Source organism: Shewanella sedimentimangrovi (genome assembly GCF_017354965.1).
Lineage (GTDB): Bacteria > Pseudomonadota > Gammaproteobacteria > Enterobacterales > Shewanellaceae > Shewanella > Shewanella cyperi.
The window spans coordinates 1,864,128-1,881,787 of the sequence record NZ_CP071502.1; the positions used below are offsets into that span (position 1 = coordinate 1,864,128).

Sequence of the window (17,660 nt, forward strand, 5' to 3'; positions counted from 1 at the left end):
TATAAAAGGCTGTCCGAATAGGGTGCGCCATGCAAAAAGCTCCTTATCCCATCGATGAGGCCAAGCGATTGGCCGCGCTCAGGCGTTTGCATCTACTCGATACCCCCCCCGAAGAAAGATTTGACCGCTTGACCCGCCTGACCTGTCGGCTGCTGGACGTCCCTGTGTGTCTGGTGAGTCTGGTGGATGAGCAAAGGCAGTGGTTTAAGTCCTGCGTGGGCCTCTCCTTCAGCGAGACTCCGCGAGATGTTTCCTTCTGTGGCCATGCCATTTTGGGAGACTCGCTGTTTATCGTTGAGGATGCCGCTGACGATCCCCGCTTTGCCGATAGTCCGCTGGTCATGGGAGAGCCGCGGGTGCGTTTTTATGCCGGATGCCCGCTGACACTGGCCAATGGCTACAGGGTGGGAACCCTGTGTGTCATGGATTTTCTCCCGAGGCAACTGGATGCCGAGAAATGTAAAGATCTGGAGGACATGGCGCATCTGGCGGTATCCGAGCTCGAGGCCATTCAGGTGGCCACCATTGACCCTCTTACCGGGCTCTGTAACAGGCGTGGATTTCACCGCTTGGCCCGTCAGGCCATAGCCAAATGTGGTCGCCTGCGTCAGGACGCCAGTCTGTTGTATTTTGATCTCGACCACTTCAAAGAAATTAATGACAGATTTGGCCATCATGAGGGCGATCAGGCGCTGCAGGCCTTTGCGCTGATCATTAACAAGGTATTGCGGGAGTATGATGTCATCGCCCGTTTGGGGGGCGATGAATTTGCGGCGCTGGTGAGCCACGGACACCAACAGTCGGCGGCCTTTGGCATTCAAGCCAGGCTGAAACAGGCGATGGCGGAGCATAATATGGCCGAGGCCCGCGGCTACCATTTATCCTGCAGCCTGGGGATCGCCAACTTCCAGTTCCGCGAACCCAAGACGGTGGAGGATCTGCTGCGGGAAGCCGATGCCCACATGTACCGGGAGAAGCAGGCCAGGGGCCTGCAATTCCAGGAGGGCTAACTCCGGTGCAGAGAGTTTAGCCCTGAGAGCGCTTTTGATGGCGCTCGAACAGACGCCGTTGGATATCGCCAATCTGTAGCCCTTGATCCTCAAGCAGTACCATCAGATGGAACAACAAATCTGCCGCTTCATCCACCAGTTCTGCCTTGTCACCGGTGGCGGCGGCCAACGCCGTTTCCAAGCCTTCTTCACCCACCTTTTGCGCTATGCGCTTGGTGCCGCTTTGGAACAAGCTACTGGTGTAGCTGGTGCTATTTTCAGAGCCTGTTTGCGGTCTGCGTGATTGGATCAGGGCCGCCAGCTGGGCGCTGAAATCCAGGGTACGGGTGTCCCAGCAGGACGTGGTGCCCAGATGGCAGGTGGGGCCCTGAGGCAGCGCCTGCACCAGCAGGGTGTCGTTGTCACAGTCACAGTCTATGGTCACCAGTTTGAGGCCATTGCCCGAGCTTTCACCCTTGGTCCACAGTCTTTGTTTGCTGCGACTGTAAAAGGTCACGAGTCCCGTTTCCAGGGTTTTTGCCAGTGCGTCCCTGTCCATATAACCCAGCATCAGCACTGTGCCGCTTAAGTGATCCTGCACTATGGCCGGGATCATGCCCTGCTGCTTGTCCCAATCGATACGCGCGGCCAATGTCTGTTGATGGCTGTTGTCATACATGCTCTGTTCCCCCGTTTCTAATCGCCACACCCTCCAACCTGAGATAGTGTTTTAAATCCCCTATGGCTATGGTGCCCCTGTGGAATACGCTGGCCGCCAGGGCGCCATCGACTCCGGCCCCGTTGAACACCTGCAGAAAGTGCTGCATTTCACCGGCACCGCCGGAGGCTATCAGGGGCACGTGGCAGCATTGGCGCACCATGGCCAACTGCTTGATATCGTATCCCTTGCGGACCCCATCCTGATCCATCACGTTAAGCACTATTTCGCCACAGCCCTGACGTTGAACTTCCTCAACCCAATCAAGGGTATGCCATTGGGTTTCCCGGGTTGCGGCTTCATCGCCGGTAAACTGCTTAACCTTGTAACTGCCACTTTGGGCGTCATAAAAACTGTCGATACCGACCACTATGCACTGGCGACCGAATTCGTCGGCCAGACGCCTTATCAGGGACGGGTCGGTCAGTGCCGGCGAGTTGATGGAAATCTTATCGGCACCATAGGCCAGCAGTTCCCGCGCCTGGGCAACTGAGCGTATGCCGCCGGCGACACAGAAGGGGATGTCTATCTGCTCGGCGATGCGGCTGACCCAGGATTTGTCCACACCGCGGTCGTGGGCGCTGGCGGTAATGTCGTAAAACACCAGCTCATCGGCGCCTTCTGCCGCATAACGGGCCGCCAGTGGCACTATGTCGCCGACAATCTCGTGGTTGCGAAACTGCACGCCCTTGACCACCTTGCCATCGCGTACATCGAGACAGGGGATTATGCGTTTGGCCAGCATTGGATAGCCTCCTTGACTGTGAATGCCCCTGTGAGCAGCGCCTTGCCTATGATGATGCCACTTGCGCCGCTGTCACGAACCGCGGCTACATCGTCCAGGTTGGCTATGCCACCGGAGGCTTGCCAGGCGATATCGGGGAAGCGTTCGGCCAGTTCCCGGTACAGGGCAGTATTGGCCCCAAGCATGGTGCCGTCACGGCTGATGTCGGTCACCAGGGCGTGTTTGAGACCTGCCGGAGCATATTGGGCCACCAGGGCTTCCAATGTTTTGCCGCCGCCACTTTGCCAGCCGGAGACGGCTACTATCTTGTTGCCGTCGGAGTCGATATTGACATCCAGTGCCAGGCAAATGGCCTCTGGGCCAAAACGTTCCAGCCAGCCGAGCACTGTGGCCGGCTGCGATACGGCAAGGGAGCCTATGACGGCACGCTTGATACCGGCGGCGAACAGGGCTTCCAGTTGCGACGTTTCCCGAATACCGCCACCCACCTGAATATCTACCTCAAGCGACGCACACAGCGAACTGATGAGTTCGGTCTGACGCCTGCTTGGATCTTTTGCGCCACTGAGATCCACCAGATGCAGCAGGGATGCACCCTGGGCCTGGTACGTTTGCAGCTGCTGCAGCGGACTGAGATCAAAGGTGGTTTGACGGTCGTAGTCGCCCTGATACAGACGCACCACCTGACCATCAATCAAATCAATTGCCGGTATTATCATGCATTGCTCTCCTGGCCGGCATCTTGTGGCAGCGTGGCCACGGTCAGCGCTAAAAAGTTTTTCAGGATCCTGGCCCCAACAGGGCCACTTTTTTCGGGGTGAAATTGCACCCCCATAAAATTGCCTTTACCAATGGCGGCACTGAATGGCTGACCATAGTCCGACTCGGCGAGGCTGAATTTGGACACCGGGGCACAGAAAGAGTGCACAAAATAAACGTAATCGCCCTGACTTATGCCGGCAAACAGCGGGTGGGCACCGGGGGATAACTGATTCCAGCCCATGTGCGGCAGCGGCTGTCCGGCGCTGTCCAGTTCAACTATGTCCAGCGGGATGAGCCCCAGGCAGGGCACGTCTTTCTCGCCCGCACCCTGTTCCCGTGAACTCTTGCAAAGCAACTGCATGCCGAGACAAACCCCTAGCACCGGCTGTTTTAGTCCGCGGATTATGTCGGTCAGGCCCTTGGCTTCGATGGCGGCCATGGCTGCGGCGGCCGTGCCGACGCCGGGCAGCACCAAACGAGGCGCCTGCTGCAATACATCCTTGTCGGAGGACACCAGTACCCTGGCCCCCAGGCGCTCAAAGGCAAAACGCACCGAGTTCAGATTGGCGCAGCCCGTATCTATAATGACCACATCCACCTGATTATCCGTCATCAGAGCACCCCCTTGGATGAGGGCAGGGCATTACCCTCCACTGTGACGGCCTGACGCAAACTGCGACCAAGGGCCTTGAACATGGCTTCCACCTTGTGGTGATCATTTTCTCCGCTGCAACCTATGTGCAGATTGCAACGCAGGCCATCGGCAAAGGAGCGGAAGAAGTGACCGACCATTTCGGTGGCCATTTCACCGACCTTGTCGCGCTGAAACTGCGCTTCAAATTTAATGAAGGGGCGACCGGAAAGGTCCAGCAGGCATTGGCCGCAGGCCTCATCCATGGGCAAACTGAAGCCAAATCGCCCTATGCCGCGTTTGTCACCCAAGGCCTGACGCAGGGCATCGCCCAGGGCCAGGGCCGTGTCTTCTACACTGTGGTGATCGTCAATCTGCAGATCGCCCTTAACCTTGACCGACATGCTGAAATTGCCGTGGGTGGCAATCTGATCCAGCATATGGTCGAAAAAGCCTATGCCGGTATCTATGCTGTTGTTGCCGGGCTTGTCCAGATCCACCTCGACCCGGATATCGGTTTCCCGGGTGGTGCGTATCACGGTTGCCCGGCGGCCAAGACCAAGGATAGCATCGGTAATAGCCGGCCAATCGAGACCGTCCCTTTGGTATTTGAAACTGCGAATGCCCATGGCGTTGCCAAGCTCCACATCCGTTTCCCTGTCGCCTATGACGGCCGAGTATTGGAAATCAACCCGCCCCTCGGTGAGGAAGGTTTTGACCAGGCCGAGCTTGGGTTTACGACAACTGCAATTGTCCTGATTGAAGTGTGGGCAGATTAATACCTCGTCAAACTTGACTCCCTGGCTGCTAAAAAACTGCATCATCAAATTGTGGGGGGCGTCAAAATCTGCCTGTGGAAAAGAAGCCGTGCCCAGGCCGTCCTGGTTGCTGACCATCACCAGGCGATAGCCCGCCTGTTGCAAGCGCAGCAGTGAGGGCACCACCAGCGGCTCAAACACCAACTTGGTCAGGCTGTCCACCTGCTTGTCGCTCTGGGGTTCCTCTATCAGAGTGCCGTCGCGGTCGATAAAAAGAATTTTCTGTGCCATGGGGTGTCCTATTAGCCGGTTATACCGTTAAGTAAAGCAATGATCCTGTCGGTGTCTGCACTGTTGCTGAAGCTGATGCGGATGGCTTGTTTAAGGCGCGGATCCTTGTAGCGTCTGGCTACCACACCACCTTGTTGTAATGCGCCCGCTACGGTTTCCACCTGCTCGAAAAAGGCCAGTACAAAGTTGCCCTGACTGGCGGGCACATGGGCGCCCGCTGCAACCAAAGCGTCACGCAGTCTCTGTCCCTGTAACTTGAGTTCTGCCACATCCCGGCGCATCCGCTTGATCCCGGCATCGCTGAGGGTCGCCAGCGCCAGCTCGGACACGGGCACGGGAACCGGGTAGGGGGCAATCACCCTCATCACCATTTGCACCACATCTTCCCGCGCAATTAAAAAGCCGCAGCGGGCGCCTGCGAGACCAAAGGCCTTTGACAGGGTGCGCAGCACCACCAGATTGGGGTAACTGTCCAACAACTCGAGGGCACTGCCGGTGTCCGCAAATTCGGCGTAGGCCTCATCCACCACCACCAAACGGTCGTCAAAGCGCTTAAGTACGGATTCTATGGTGCCGGATGAAAGCACTGTGCCCGTGGGGTTGTTGGGGTTACACAGAAAAATGATTTTGGCATCGGCGACGCCATCCAGTTGCGCGGGCAGCTGGAAATTGTCATCCAATGCCAGGGCCCTGACGCCCACATTGAAGGTGGCGGCGCTGATGGCATACATGCCATAGGTGGGACCGAACAGGGCTATGCTGTCCTTGCCGGGGGTGCAAAAGCTGCGGATCAGCAGCTCTATGGCCTCGTCGGCGCCGCGACCACAGACTATGTTGCTTGCCGGTACCCCAAGGTAAGCACCATAGGCCTCAAGCAGAGCCTTTGGTTGACATTCGGGATAGCGATTCAACTTATCTATGGCGCTGGCATTGAAAGGAGACTCATTGGCATTGACCCAGATATCGCCCTGACCGCCAATGCGCCTGGCACTCTGGTAAGGCTCAAGCTCAAGCAGTTCCGGACGGGCCAGCCGTTCTGCCAAACTTATGCGCGGATCAAAAAAGGTGTTGCTCATACTGGTGACTCCCCGGTCTGTAAACGAATGGCGACGGCATTGGCGTGGCCATTGAGCGCCTCGGCATTGGCCAGGGTGATCACCGCCTGGCCGAGGTTGGCCAGGCCTTCCCGGCTCAGTTCCTGTACCGTAAAACGGCGACTGAAATCCGCCAGCGACAGGCTGGATACGGTGCGGCTGTAGCCATAGGTGGGCAGCACGTGATTGGTACCTGAAGCATAGTCGCCGACCGATTCGGGGGTATAGGCACCGAGAAATACCGAGCCTGCGCTGCGAATAGCCGGCAGCAAATCCCGGGGGGCAAGGGTTTGCACTATCAGGTGCTCGGGTCCGTAAGAGTTGGATACGGCAACGGCTTGTGCCAGGCTTTGTGTCAGCAAAATTCGGCTGTTGGCCAAGGCCTCCTGGGCTATGGCTTTTCTTGGCAACTGCTCCAGTTGTTTGGCAAGCTCTGCCACCACCTGCCCCGCGAGGGTGTCAGAATCTGTTACCAGCATGGCCTGGGAGTCGGGGCCGTGCTCGGCCTGGGACAAAAGATCGGCCGCCACATACGCTGGATTGGCACCGGCATCGGCAATCACCAACACCTCAGAGGGCCCGGCCGGCATGTCGATGGCGGTTTTCAGTCCTGGAGTCTGGGCCAATTGGCGTTTGGCTTCAGTAACATATCGGTTGCCGGGGCCGAAAATTTTGTCGACGGGGGCAATGGACTCGGTACCAAAGGCGAGGGCCGCAATGGCCTGGGCACCGCCACATTGATAAACTTCGTCGATACCGCACTCCTTGGCGGCATAGATGATGGCATCGTCTATGGGCGGCGGGCTGACCAACACCCGTCTGCGGCAACCGGCGATCCTTGCAGGCAGCGCCAGCATCAGCACGGTCGAGATCAGCGGCGCACTGCCGCCGGGGATATAGAGGCCGACACTGTCCAGCGCCTCACTTCTGAGCTCACAGCGTACCCCGGCCATGGTATTGATGCACAGGGGCTCAAACTGCTGGGCACTGTGAAAGGCTTCGATGTTGGCCATCGCCAGGGCTATGGCAGACTTCAGTGACGGACTGACCCTGGCACAGGCGGCGTCAATCTCGGATGGAGTGAGACGCAGTGACTCGGGTTGGCATCTATCGAATTGCTTGCTCAGTGCCGCCAGCGCCGCATCGCCACCGCTGCGGACCCTGCCCATGATATCGGCAACCTGCTTGCCCAGTTCGCCCTCATCGACCAGGGGGGAGCGGGACAATGCCTCGGCCTGCGCTTCGGTGCTCAATTGGTTCCAGTTGAGGATTTTCATGCTTACCCCATCATCTTTTCAATTGGCATCACCAGGATGGAACTGGCGCCGAGGGCTTTCAATTGTTCCATGGTGTCCCAGAACAAATCTTCGCTGCTGACGGCATGGATAGCCACCCTGTTGGTGTCATCGTTGAGCGGCAGCACTGTCGGGTTTTCGGCACCCGGCAACAAGGCAACAATTTGTTCCAGTGTGGCGGTGGGGGCGTGCAGCAGTATGTATTTGCTTTCCCGCGCCTGCACCACACCGTTGACCCGCGACATGATTTTGTCCACCAGCGCCTGTTTGCTCGGGCTCAATTCACCGGGGGCCTGTACCAGGCAGGCCATGGAGCGGAAGATCACCTCGGTCTCATAGAGGCCGTTGGCCTCCAGGGTGGCGCCGGTCGAAACCAGATCGCAGATACCGTCCGCCAAGCCCGCCCTGGGAGCCACTTCCACCGACCCCTTAAGCATGCAGTCCTGATAGGATATGCCTTTATTTTGCATAAAACGTCGCAGCAGGTTGGGGTAGGACGTCGCTATCCGCAATCCTTCCAGAGATGCCGCATCCTGATAGGCAAATTCGGTCGGTACCGCCAGGGATAAACGACAGGCACCGAAATCCAATGGTCTGAGTTTGATGACCTCGGCGCGTTTGCCAATCAGTTCCCGTTCAAGTTGCTCTTCTTCCAGAACGTTCTCGCCAATGATGCCCAGATCCACGACCCCATCCATCACCAGGCCGGGAATATCGTCGTCCCTGACCCGAAGCAGATCGATGGGCATGTTATCGGCGTGGGCAATGAGGCGCTGCTCGTTGACGTTGAATTTGATGCCGCAGCTTTTCAGCAGTTGCTGGGAATCTTTCGACAAGCGGCCGGATTTCTGGATGGCGATACGCAGTCTGTTACTTGTGGTCATGGCGTGGATCCCTGTATCTATTTCTGTATCTAAAGTTCATGCAAAACAAATTTTTGAGCGCAAAGAAAAACCCCCGGAATTCCTTCCGGGGGTTCTATTGAAACTTTAGATCCTGACCGCCAGAAGGAAATAGACCTTCGGCAGTGAGCTTCCGAAGGCTACCGCTTATGATGGTGATGATGGTGCTTGGCAGTCGGAAGTAAGAACATGGTGGATCCTCTTTAACATCTGTTGCGGGTCAATTGCCCGTCGTGAGGTTTAAACTAAGCCTATTTTTTTGCCATTGCAACCTAATTTTTGCCTAACTTCAAAAATCCTCATGATGAATGAATATGCAATTGTGCCAATGCGCGTGCAGCGGTTGAGAAATACAAGGCTTGTTCCGCAAGCGAATTCCCGCATAATGCAGGCATTTGAACTTTACCGACTCTGACTTTGACCGCCAGCCGCATTTTCCCAACAGCCAAAACGCCAACAACCGGCCCCGGAACCCCAGCGGACAAAGGCATGTCGCTGGTTGAGCGCGTGCACGCTGTGCTTGGGCAAGGGGGGCTGTTGGCCAGCCAATTGCGTCACTATCGGGAACGGGCGGTGCAGCTGGAGATGGCCGCCGAGGTGGCCGGGTGTTTGACAAGTTCCGCTCAGCCCCTGGTGTTGGAGGCAGGTACGGGCGTGGGAAAGACCTTCGCCTATCTGGTGCCGGCCTTACTGAGCGGAAAGCAGATTATCATCAGTACCGGGTCGAAAAATCTGCAGGAGCAATTGTTTTTCAAGGATTTACCTGCACTGCTTGGCTTATTGGGGCTGGACATTCAGGTGGCCTTGCTCAAGGGGCGCAGTAATTACCTGTGCCAGTGGCGCTTGGCCCGCCAGCTGGAAGCTGTGGGCACACATCAGGAAGCCGTGCTGGACGATCTGCTCAAGCTGCAGCTGTTTGCCGATAACACCACAGAAGGCGATCTGGGCAATCTCAGCGGCGTTTCCGAGTCTTCACCCGCCATCGGCATGATAAACAGCAGTCGCGACAGTTGCGGCGGCCAAAAGTGTGCCTTCTATGAGCAGTGCTTTACCCGTAAGGCCAGGCAAAGGGCGCTGCAGGCCAGGCTTATAGTGGTTAACCACCATCTGTTTTTTGCCGACCGCCTGCTTAAAGACACAGGCTTTGCCGAATTGCTGCCCGATGCCGATGCCGTGGTATTTGATGAAGCCCATTTGCTGCCCGATATTGCCGTCAGCTATTTCGGCTCGCAATTGTCGATGGGCCGTATCAAACGGCTGCTGGATGAGGTCGACAAGGTGTACCAGCAGCAACTGCGCGATACGGCGCAGCTGGCTGCCATGGCCGGGCGTTGCCGCGAACGGCTGAGCGATTGGCAAAATCGGCTGTTGGACAAGGGCTATAACGATTGGCGTGACAGCCTGGCCGACAAGGAAATGGCAGCGGCTTCCTGGGCCCTGGTGGCCGAGTTGTTGGCGTTGGAAAAATTGGTCCAGGCCCACTTGGGCCGCAGCGAAATACTGGATGTGTTGGCGCCGTCGCTGACCGAGGTGCGGGCACAACTGGAACAATTTTTTCATTGTGATAATCCCGAGGCTGCCTACAGTGTGGAGTGGGGGGAGCGGCATTTACAACTGCGGATTGCCGCCATGGATGTGGCGCGCCAGTGCGCTGAGCTGTTCAATGATAACAGCCGCTGGGTATTTACCTCGGCGACCTTGCAGGTGCAGGGTTCTCTGGATTTCTTTGTCAGGGGAATGGGGCTGACAAAGGCCCGGCAAGTGGTGCTCTCCAGTCCCTTTGACTATCCCAATCAGGCGCTGCTTTGTGTGCCGCGCCACCTGGGGCATGTGGCTAATCAGGCGGCCATGGTCAAACGCTTGGTGGATATTTGCCTGAAGGCCTTTGCGGCGGCCAAAGGCCGCACCTTTGTGCTGTTCACCAGCCACAGAATGCTGCAACTGGTGGCCCATGGGCTTGCGGGGCGTACACCCTATCCCATGCTGGTGCAGGGGCAGGGCAGTAAGCAGCAACTGTTGTCCAAGTTTCGGCAACTGGGGGATGCGGTACTCTTGGGTACCGGCAGTTTTTGGGAAGGGGTGGATGTGCGCGGCCATTCGCTGTCCTGCGTCATCATAGACAAACTGCCTTTTGCTTCTCCCGATGATCCTCTTTTCCGGGCCCGCGCCGGTCAATGCCAGCGCCAGGGACTGGATCCCTTTACCCAGGTGTCTTTACCCCAGGCGGTGATTGCCCTTAAGCAGGGCGCCGGACGTCTAATTCGTGATGAGCGTGATAAAGGAGTGCTCATCATCTGTGACAATCGTTTGGTCAACCGCGATTATGGGCGTGCCTTTCTCGGGTCATTGCCGCCTATGGCCCGCACCCGGGATCTGGACCGGGCTTTGGCATTCCTGGCTGACATTCCCTGAGTCTGTATTCCCCGGGGGCTTTCTAGTAGAATGGCGCCACTTTTTTGCCGCAGCCTATAGCGGCACCGGATTTGAAGATGAGTGACATGAGCCAAACTCCCTCCGCCATCCAACTGAGCGCCAATCCCGTCATTTTGGCCCTGGATACCTGTACCGAAGCCTGCTCTGCTGCCCTTTGGGCCAACGGGCAACTCTACGCCGACATGGCCGATGCGCCGCGGGAGCACAGCCAACGTTTACTGCCGATGATAGACGCCTTGCTGACCGACGCCGGCCTGATCCTGGCGGATGTGGATCTGCTTGCCTATGGCCGTGGTCCAGGCAGTTTTACCGGCATTCGAATTTGTACCAGCATGACCCAGGGGCTGGCACTGGCCAGAGAGTTGCCCGTGATTGGCATATCTACTTTGGCGGCGATGGCTCAGCAGGTGATGCAGCAGGAAGGCGCATCGGAAGTGCTGGCTGCCATCGATGCCCGCATGGGAGAGGTCTACATGGGCCAGTTCAAACTGGTGAATGGTCTGGCGACCCTGGTCGGCGAGGAACAGGTATGTCCTCCCGAACTGGTGGCCCTGGCCGATGCCGGCAGTCAGGTGTATGCCTGTGGCACTGGTTTTGATGCTTATCCGCAACTGCTTGAACTCAATGGCGGACTGGTTGCCTCAGGTAAGGTGAAATTCCCCTGTGCGGCGGCTATGATTGAATTGGCCAAGGCCGGGATAGCGCAGGGCCAGGTGACCTCGGTCGATGACTTGGAACCCGTTTACTTGCGTGATACCGTAGCCTGGAAGAAATTACCCGGGCGTGAATAATAACGGGGTGTAATTATGATGGCACAGGGTCAGCACGGGAGCGCATTCTCCTGGTCCCCCCAGGGGATAGCGGCCTATGTGCAATCCGGAGGGGCAATGCAGCTGGACTTCAATCGCAGTCTTCCCGTCAACATGGGCGCGCGCCAGGTTGCCCCCGTGGCTGCACGCCAGCAGCAGGAAACCGTCACGGTTGACCCCGAACAGCCTGAAGCCAGGTCGGCCAAGGGCTTTTTGGTGCCCCTGGATGAGCGCCTTAACGCCAAACTGGCCTATGACAGACATACCCGCGCCAATCAGGGCGCCATTGCCCAATACCTGCTGACTCAATACGCCGATAAGCGTGAACAGATCCAAAAGATGGTGGGAATCGATCTCTATGCCTGATCCCCTGACCGGGATCCCCGGCCGCTCCCGCTTCCTGTTTGAATTGCTCCTGGCCCTGACCCTGACCCGGCTACCCTGGCTGGGTATTCCCTTCAAGTGGCTGGAAAGTTTTTTCCATGAATTATCCCATGCCTTTATGACCGTCATCAGCGGTGGTGAAGTCAGCCATATCAGTTTGTTTGCCAATGGTGCCGGCCTGTGCTTCAGCGAAGGCGGCATGCCTGTGCTTATCGGCATCGCCGGTTACGCCGGCGCAGCCCTGTGGGGCGGACTGCTGTTTTCCCTGGCAACCTGGCCCAGGGGGATCCGCACCAGCTATGCTCTGCTAGGTACCATGGTGCTAGGGGTCATAGTCGCCTGGGGCCGAGACTTGTTGACCTTATCCCTGCTGCTTTGCTTGGCGATACTCTTTTTTCTGCCGCTGCGCTTGAGTCAGGCCAGTTGGCTGGTGTCGGGCCTGAGGATCATGGGCTTAATGGTAATGCTTAACGCCCTGGCCAGCCCGACGGTATTGTTGGGGATGGGGGGACGCGGGGATGCGGCGTTACTTGCCGAGCTGACTTGGTTACCGGAAATCTTCTGGATTGTGCTGTGGCTGTTGCTGGCGCTGGGTGTGCTGTATCTGTGCTGGCGCCGTGTTGAGCGGATCAGTTTGGCGCGCGATCAGCTCATTGGTAACAAAGTATGAAGCCGGCTTGGCAAGGGCGGTTGTGGCTGTTAGCTTAGGTTAACCATATCAAAGCCTTAGACTGGTAAAAGGAGTTTCCCCATGAAAAAGACCCTGCTGTGCGGCATGCTGTTGTCGCTTTGTTCCCTTACAGCCCATGCCGATCCCGCCATGGAGCAGGCCCTGAACAATCCCCTGCGCAGTGCCGATAATCAAGCGCGCGACAAGTACCGTCATCCAGGTGAGACCTTAGGTTTTTTCGATGTCCAGGCCGGCAAGACTGTGATTGAGCTATGGCCCGGTGGTGGTTGGTATGCGGAAATTCTGGCGCCGCTGTTGGCGAAAGACGGCCATTATGTGGCCGCCAATTTCGATACCCAGCCGGCAAAAGACAATCCGGCCCCCGCTTATCGGACCAAAATCGGGCTGGCCTTTGAGGCCTGGCTCGATGAACACAGGTCGGCACTTGGCAACGCCTCCAGCCTGGCCTTTGATCCGCCATTCAAAAGCTCCCTTGGCAATGACAACAGCGCCGATGTGGTGTTGACCTTCCGTAATCTGCATAACTGGGCCATGCAAGGGCAATTGGAAACCGTGTTCGACTCGGCGTACCGGGTGTTGAAGCCCGGTGGCGTGCTCGGGGTGGTGGAACACAGGGCCAAGCCAGGCATGACAATGGACTCGGGTTACATGGATGAGGCGCAGATGATTGCCATGGCGGAAAAGGCCGGCTTTACCTTGGCGGCCAAGAGCGAGATCAATGCCAATTCCAAGGACAGCAAAGATCATCCCAAAGGGGTTTGGACCCTGCCTCCCCGTCTGGCGTTGGGTGATACGGACAAGGAAAAGTACCTGGCCATTGGCGAGAGCGATCGCATGACGCTGAAGTTTGTCAAACCCGGAGCCTGATGTGCCCTGGCAAAGGATCCTTGCCGGCAGTGATGCCGGCATTATCATCGACGGTGTGAAGGTCCGGGACATTCGCTTTCATCCCGGGCACCTTGAGTTTGCGGCCCGCCTTTTCGGTGATACCGATAAACCCTTGCTGCTCGCGCTGCATGGTTGGCTCGACAATGCCAACAGCTTTGTGCCCCTGGCCGAGTCCCTGCAGGACTATTGTATTCTGGCGCCCGACTGGCCGGGACATGGTCACAGTGAGCACAGATTGGGTGGTTACCCACTGCATTGGCTGGATTATCTTTACGATTTGCACGCCATCCTGGGCTGGCTTGCCGAATTTGGCTTGGCCCCGGTGGCGATTGTCGGTCATTCCCTGGGGGGCATAGTGGCGTCTGCCTATTGTGCCGCCCATCCACATGCCGCCGAGGCGTTGGTGTTGCTTGATGCCCTGGGGCCCCTAACCGAAAGTGCCGACAATGCTAAAGCCCGTCTGGCTCGCAGTTTTGCCCAGCACGGACGGGAGCGCACGGGGGAGGACAAGCTCTATCCCAGTATCGAGTCCGTGGCCTTGCTCAGGCAAAAACTGACAGGTATGACATTGGAAAACGCAGCTCTTATCGTTGAGCGCAATCTGCTGGCAAGGGGGAGCCACTGGTGCTGGCGTACCGATAAACGTTTGAAGCTGGACTCACCCCAGCGGCTGACGCCGGAGCATGCCGATGCATTGATGGCAGGCAGTGAAATTCCCACCCTGGCGTTGCTGGCGGAGCAGGGGTACGAGACCATAGCGCGCATGTTACCCAAGGCCAAAGACTGGTATCTGAACTTCAATCACCAAAGACTGCCGGGTGATCATCATTTCCATATGTCCCATGCTGAAGCCACGGCCAAGGCCATAAGAGAGTTTCTCCAGGCGCAGCAGGTCGCCCGATAAAGCCCGCAAAAAGGGGCTGGGCTTTTTGTTGCTTTTGTGTGATGATGATTCGAAATTCAAACGCCCGTATGATTTTTGGGCAATTCAATAATAACAATCTAAGAAAAAGCTGCGCCGGGCGGCACATTCGGCTCCCTGAAATTCGGGTGGACCAATGACGTTGTGAGCGGCAGTGGGGTGTTAGGAGACTTTTGTGGACAAACCTTGGATCAATCATTTGCCACATGACGTGCCGGCGGAAATCAATCCGGCCCAGTTCGAAACCTTGGTCGCTATGTTTGAAAATGCGGTTGGTCGGTTTGAAGATCAACCGGCGTTTATCAATATGGGCGCGGTACTGACCTATCGTAAGTTGGAAGAGCGCAGTCGAGCCTTTGCCGCTTACCTGCAAAACCGGCTCAAACTGAAAAAGGGCGATCGGGTTGCCGTCATGATGCCCAATCTGCTGCAATACCCCATAGCCCTGTTCGGCATACTGCGGGCCGGTCTGGTGGTGGTAAACGTCAATCCCCTATACACCCCGAGAGAACTCAAACATCAACTGATAGACTCGGGTGCCCGTGCCATAGTGGTGGTGTCCAACTTTGCCCGCACCCTGGAAGAAGTGGTTGATGAAACTCCGGTGGAGAGCGTGATCATTTCCGGCCTTGGCGACATGCTCAGTGCCCCCAAGCGCACCCTGGTGAACTTTGTGGTCAAGTACATCAAGAAGCTGGTGCCCAAGTATTCATTGCCACACGCGATTTCCATGCGCGATGCCCTGAGCCGCGGCCGCCGCATGCAGTATGTCAAGCCCGAGCTTGAGCACAGCGATCTGGCCTTTTTGCAATACACGGGCGGTACCACAGGCGTATCCAAGGGCGCCATGCTCAGTCACGGCAATATAGTTGCCAACGTGTTGCAGGCCGACGGCGCCTATTCGCCGCTGCTGACCGACGGCAAGGAGCTGGTGGTTACCGCCTTGCCCCTGTATCACATCTTTGCTTTGACCGTGAACTGTCTGCTGTTCCTGCACAAGGGCGCCAGAAACCTGCTGATCACCAATCCAAGGGATATACCCGCCTTTGTCAGTGAATTGCGCAAATATCCGTTCACGGCACTGACCGGCGTCAACACCCTGTTCAATGCTCTGGTCAACAACAGCGACTTTGCTTCGCTGGATTTTTCCCGGCTTAAATTGTCCATAGGTGGTGGCATGGCGGTGCAACGTGCCGTGGCCGAAAAGTGGCAGGGGATCACCCAGACCCGCTTGCTTGAGGGGTATGGTTTGACCGAAGCCTCACCACTGGTGACCTGCTGTCCCTATAACCTTGAAGGTTATAACGGCTCCATTGGTTTTCCGGCGCCTTCCACCCTGATCCAAATTCGTGATGAAGACGGCAAGGTGCTTCCCCAGGGAGAAACCGGCGAGCTGTTCGCCAAGGGGCCCCAGGTGATGCTGGGTTACTGGCAGCGTCCAGAAGAAAGTGCCAAGGTGCTGGATAAGGACGGTTGGCTGGCCACTGGCGATATTGGCTATATGGACCCACAGGGATTCTTTTTCCTGGTGGATCGCAAGAAGGACATGATCCTGGTATCCGGCTTCAACGTTTTCCCCAATGAGGTCGAAGATGTGGTGGCCATGCATCCCAAGGTGCTCGAAGTGGCAGCCATTGGTGTGCCCAATGAGGCCAGCGGCGAGTTGGTGAAGATTTTTGTGGTCGCGAAAGACAAATCTTTGACCGAACAGGACATCATCAAGCACTGCAAGCATCATTTAACGGGCTATAAGGTGCCCAAGCTGGTAGAATTTCGCGATGAGTTGCCAAAAACCAATGTGGGAAAGATTCTGCGCCGGGAGCTTCGGGACGAAGAACTCAAAAAAGCATGAATCCAAAGCCGGCGACAGCCGGCTTTTTGTTACCCGCCCTGAGGGAGACCTGGGTTGTTAGCCTTCGAATATATAAAAGATGATCAAGCATTGGCGGCACTGGTTGCCCAGTACAGCCAGGCCAATTTGCTGGTGTTGGATACCGAATTTGTCCGCACCCGTACCTACTATGCCCGCCTGGGCTTAATCCAAGCCTATGATGGCAAGACCCTGGCCCTTATTGACCCTCTGGCCGTTAAAGATTTATCCGGCTTTTGGGCCCTGTTGACCAATCCGGCCATCACCAAGCTGGTGCATTCCTGCAGCGAAGATCTTGAGGTGTTTGCCCGCAACGGCCGTTGTCAGCCAACCCCCTTGTTCGACAGCCAGATAGCGGCAGCACTGGCCGGCCTGGGCCATGGCCTTGGTTACGCCAAGCTGGTGGAAATGTGTCTGGGGGAAGTGCTGGACAAGGGGGAATCCCGTACCGATTGGATGAAACGTCCCTTGACCGAGGCCCAGCTGCAATATGCGGCCAATGACGTGTACTTCCTGTATCAGTTGTATCCGCAGCTCAAAGAAAAGCTTGAGCAGCAGGGCAGGTTGCAGTGGGCCCTGGAAGAAGGCGAGCGCATGACCGAAGGTCGGTTGGAGCAAGCCGATGGCGACACCGCCTATTTGCGGGTCAAGAACGCCTTCCAATTACAGCCCAAACAGCTGGCTTATCTCAAGGTGCTGGCCAAATGGCGTTTGGAACGGGCACTGGAGCGGGACTTGGCGCTGGGCTTTGTGATTAAGGATCATGGCCTGATCGCCCTGGCGAAAAAGCAACCCCAGACCATGAATGAACTGCTTAAAATAGTTGATTTGACCGAGCAGGAAAAGCGCATTCACGGTAAGGAATTGTTGCGGGTGATGCAAACCGCGGATCTGCAGCATTTGCCCGAGCCGCTGGATGTGCTTGCCCTGAAGCCAGGTTATAAGCAGGCCTTCAAGGACATCAAGACAGCCCTCACAGAGATCTGTGAACAGCAGCAGGTGCCTTCGGAATTGCTCTGCTCCAAACGTCATATCCACGAATATCTGCAGTATGTCTGGGATGGTCGTATCGGCGACGAGCCCCTGGTGATGCAGGGTTGGCGTGGTGCGTTGGCCAATGAGGCCCTGGCAGGACTGAAGCTGTAGCTCCAAATCAAGAAATGACAAACACAAAAAAGCCGCCATAGGCGGCTTTTCTATTGCCGGTTCCGGCTTTACTTACCTGTCCGGCAGGGTCACGTTCAGCTCGAGTACCGAGATATTATCGTCGTTTTGTTCCAGTTGAACCGAAACCTGATCAGGGGAGATCTGCACATACTTGCGGATCACCTCGATAATTTCCTGCTTCATCTGCGGGAAATAGTCCGGTGCGCCCCGTTCGCCCCGTTGATGGGCAACGATAATTTGCAGCCTTTCTTTGGCCGTTACCGCGGTACTGGATTTCTTGTTGCTTCTGAAATAGTCGAGTAAGGACATAA

At 56.8% G+C, this 17,660-nt stretch carries 18 protein-coding genes; 9 read left to right on the top strand and 9 right to left on the bottom strand.

The window, feature by feature from the left end; genetic code table 11:
• Positions 1-29 precede the first annotated feature (29 nt).
• Positions 30-1,010 carry a sensor domain-containing diguanylate cyclase gene (locus tag JYB85_RS08005; protein ID WP_207322844.1) on the top strand — a complete coding sequence of 327 codons (981 nt, stop codon included), beginning with the start codon at positions 30-32 and terminating at the stop codon, positions 1,008-1,010.
• A gap of 16 nt (positions 1,011-1,026) precedes the next feature.
• On the opposite strand, the gene hisIE is transcribed toward JYB85_RS08005, so the two are convergent.
• The 8 genes from hisIE to hisG are packed head-to-tail and all read right to left on the bottom strand — an operon-like array spanning position 1,027 to position 8,167.
• A complete protein-coding gene (hisIE, locus tag JYB85_RS08010) occupies positions 1,027-1,668 on the bottom strand; it encodes a bifunctional phosphoribosyl-AMP cyclohydrolase/phosphoribosyl-ATP diphosphatase HisIE (protein WP_207381761.1) in 642 nt (213 codons plus the stop codon).
• Positions 1,661-2,452, bottom strand: coding sequence for an imidazole glycerol phosphate synthase subunit HisF (gene hisF, locus JYB85_RS08015; RefSeq protein ID WP_207322846.1), 792 nt, complete (start codon positions 2,450-2,452; stop codon positions 1,661-1,663). The genes hisIE and hisF overlap by 8 nt, the downstream gene beginning before the upstream one ends.
• The gene (hisA, locus tag JYB85_RS08020) at positions 2,434-3,171 is read right to left on the bottom strand and encodes a 1-(5-phosphoribosyl)-5-[(5-phosphoribosylamino)methylideneamino]imidazole-4-carboxamide isomerase (protein ID WP_207381762.1); all 738 of its coding nucleotides are present in this window, start codon (positions 3,169-3,171) and stop codon (positions 2,434-2,436) included. The genes hisF and hisA overlap by 19 nt, the downstream gene beginning before the upstream one ends.
• Positions 3,168-3,827, bottom strand: coding sequence for an imidazole glycerol phosphate synthase subunit HisH (hisH, locus tag JYB85_RS08025; RefSeq protein WP_207381763.1), 660 nt, complete (start codon positions 3,825-3,827; stop codon positions 3,168-3,170). Before hisH ends, hisA begins: the two co-directional genes overlap by 4 nt.
• Positions 3,827-4,894, bottom strand: a complete 1,068-nt coding sequence (hisB, locus tag JYB85_RS08030; protein WP_207381764.1) for a bifunctional histidinol-phosphatase/imidazoleglycerol-phosphate dehydratase HisB — start codon at positions 4,892-4,894, stop codon at positions 3,827-3,829. The genes hisH and hisB overlap by 1 nt, the downstream gene beginning before the upstream one ends.
• Positions 4,895-4,905: 11 nt before the next feature.
• Complete coding sequence (hisC, locus tag JYB85_RS08035; RefSeq protein WP_207381765.1) at positions 4,906-5,970, bottom strand: histidinol-phosphate transaminase; 1,065 nt, start codon at positions 5,968-5,970, stop codon at positions 4,906-4,908.
• A complete protein-coding gene (gene hisD, locus JYB85_RS08040) occupies positions 5,967-7,265 on the bottom strand; it encodes a histidinol dehydrogenase (RefSeq protein ID WP_207381766.1) in 1,299 nt (432 codons plus the stop codon). The genes hisC and hisD overlap by 4 nt, the downstream gene beginning before the upstream one ends.
• A 2-nt stretch (positions 7,266-7,267) precedes the next feature.
• Positions 7,268-8,167, bottom strand: a complete 900-nt coding sequence (gene hisG / locus JYB85_RS08045) for an ATP phosphoribosyltransferase (RefSeq protein ID WP_207322852.1) — start codon at positions 8,165-8,167, stop codon at positions 7,268-7,270.
• 507 nt (positions 8,168-8,674) lie between these two features.
• On the opposite strand from hisG, the gene JYB85_RS08050 reads away from it, so the two are divergent.
• The 8 genes from JYB85_RS08050 to rnd all read left to right on the top strand — a co-directional run bounded on the left by JYB85_RS08050 (position 8,675) and on the right by rnd (position 17,328).
• Positions 8,675-10,597, top strand: coding sequence for an ATP-dependent DNA helicase (locus JYB85_RS08050; RefSeq protein ID WP_207381767.1), 1,923 nt, complete (start codon positions 8,675-8,677; stop codon positions 10,595-10,597).
• A 77-nt stretch (positions 10,598-10,674) separates the two neighbouring features.
• Positions 10,675-11,409 carry a tRNA (adenosine(37)-N6)-threonylcarbamoyltransferase complex dimerization subunit type 1 TsaB gene (gene tsaB / locus JYB85_RS08055; protein WP_207381768.1) on the top strand — a complete coding sequence of 245 codons (735 nt, stop codon included), beginning with the start codon at positions 10,675-10,677 and terminating at the stop codon, positions 11,407-11,409.
• 15 nt (positions 11,410-11,424) lie between these two features.
• A complete protein-coding gene (locus JYB85_RS08060; protein ID WP_207381769.1) occupies positions 11,425-11,793 on the top strand; it encodes a hypothetical protein in 369 nt (122 codons plus the stop codon).
• Positions 11,786-12,481, top strand: a complete 696-nt coding sequence (locus tag JYB85_RS08065; protein WP_207381770.1) for a M50 family metallopeptidase — start codon at positions 11,786-11,788, stop codon at positions 12,479-12,481. The genes JYB85_RS08060 and JYB85_RS08065 overlap by 8 nt, the downstream gene beginning before the upstream one ends.
• Positions 12,482-12,562: 81 nt before the next feature.
• The gene (locus tag JYB85_RS08070; RefSeq protein ID WP_207381771.1) at positions 12,563-13,369 is read left to right on the top strand and encodes a class I SAM-dependent methyltransferase; all 807 of its coding nucleotides are present in this window, start codon (positions 12,563-12,565) and stop codon (positions 13,367-13,369) included.
• A 40-nt stretch (positions 13,370-13,409) separates the two neighbouring features.
• Positions 13,410-14,294, top strand: coding sequence for an alpha/beta fold hydrolase (locus JYB85_RS08075; protein ID WP_207382007.1), 885 nt, complete (start codon positions 13,410-13,412; stop codon positions 14,292-14,294).
• Between the two features lie 193 nt (positions 14,295-14,487).
• Positions 14,488-16,164 (top strand): long-chain-fatty-acid--CoA ligase FadD, encoded by a 1,677-nt coding sequence (gene fadD / locus JYB85_RS08080; protein WP_207381772.1) that lies wholly within the window; start codon positions 14,488-14,490, stop codon positions 16,162-16,164.
• A gap of 54 nt (positions 16,165-16,218) precedes the next feature.
• Positions 16,219-17,328 carry a ribonuclease D gene (rnd, locus tag JYB85_RS08085; protein ID WP_207381773.1) on the top strand — a complete coding sequence of 370 codons (1,110 nt, stop codon included), beginning with the start codon at positions 16,219-16,221 and terminating at the stop codon, positions 17,326-17,328.
• A gap of 72 nt (positions 17,329-17,400) precedes the next feature.
• On the opposite strand, the gene minE is transcribed toward rnd, so the two are convergent.
• Complete coding sequence (minE, locus tag JYB85_RS08090) at positions 17,401-17,658, bottom strand: cell division topological specificity factor MinE (RefSeq protein WP_207381774.1); 258 nt, start codon at positions 17,656-17,658, stop codon at positions 17,401-17,403.
• Between the last annotated feature and the right edge of the window lie 2 nt (positions 17,659-17,660).

Excerpts from the sequence above, each read along its gene's own strand:
- JYB85_RS08005 (WP_207322844.1), top strand. The coding sequence starts at position 30 with ATGCAAAAAGCTCCTTATCCCATCGATGAGGCCAAGCGATTGGCCGCG.
- hisIE (WP_207381761.1), bottom strand. The coding sequence starts at position 1,668 with ATGTATGACAACAGCCATCAACAGACATTGGCCGCGCGTATCGATTGG.
- hisF (WP_207322846.1), bottom strand. The coding sequence starts at position 2,452 with ATGCTGGCCAAACGCATAATCCCCTGTCTCGATGTACGCGATGGCAAG.
- hisA (WP_207381762.1), bottom strand. The coding sequence starts at position 3,171 with ATGATAATACCGGCAATTGATTTGATTGATGGTCAGGTGGTGCGTCTG.
- hisH (WP_207381763.1), bottom strand. The coding sequence starts at position 3,827 with ATGACGGATAATCAGGTGGATGTGGTCATTATAGATACGGGCTGCGCC.
- hisB (WP_207381764.1), bottom strand. The coding sequence starts at position 4,894 with ATGGCACAGAAAATTCTTTTTATCGACCGCGACGGCACTCTGATAGAG.
- hisC (WP_207381765.1), bottom strand. The coding sequence starts at position 5,970 with ATGAGCAACACCTTTTTTGATCCGCGCATAAGTTTGGCAGAACGGCTG.
- hisD (WP_207381766.1), bottom strand. The coding sequence starts at position 7,265 with ATGAAAATCCTCAACTGGAACCAATTGAGCACCGAAGCGCAGGCCGAG.
- hisG (WP_207322852.1), bottom strand. The coding sequence starts at position 8,167 with ATGACCACAAGTAACAGACTGCGTATCGCCATCCAGAAATCCGGCCGC.
- JYB85_RS08050 (WP_207381767.1), top strand. The coding sequence starts at position 8,675 with ATGTCGCTGGTTGAGCGCGTGCACGCTGTGCTTGGGCAAGGGGGGCTG.
- tsaB (WP_207381768.1), top strand. The coding sequence starts at position 10,675 with ATGAGTGACATGAGCCAAACTCCCTCCGCCATCCAACTGAGCGCCAAT.
- JYB85_RS08060 (WP_207381769.1), top strand. The coding sequence starts at position 11,425 with ATGATGGCACAGGGTCAGCACGGGAGCGCATTCTCCTGGTCCCCCCAG.
- JYB85_RS08065 (WP_207381770.1), top strand. The coding sequence starts at position 11,786 with ATGCCTGATCCCCTGACCGGGATCCCCGGCCGCTCCCGCTTCCTGTTT.
- JYB85_RS08070 (WP_207381771.1), top strand. The coding sequence starts at position 12,563 with ATGAAAAAGACCCTGCTGTGCGGCATGCTGTTGTCGCTTTGTTCCCTT.
- minE (WP_207381774.1), bottom strand. The coding sequence starts at position 17,658 with ATGTCCTTACTCGACTATTTCAGAAGCAACAAGAAATCCAGTACCGCG.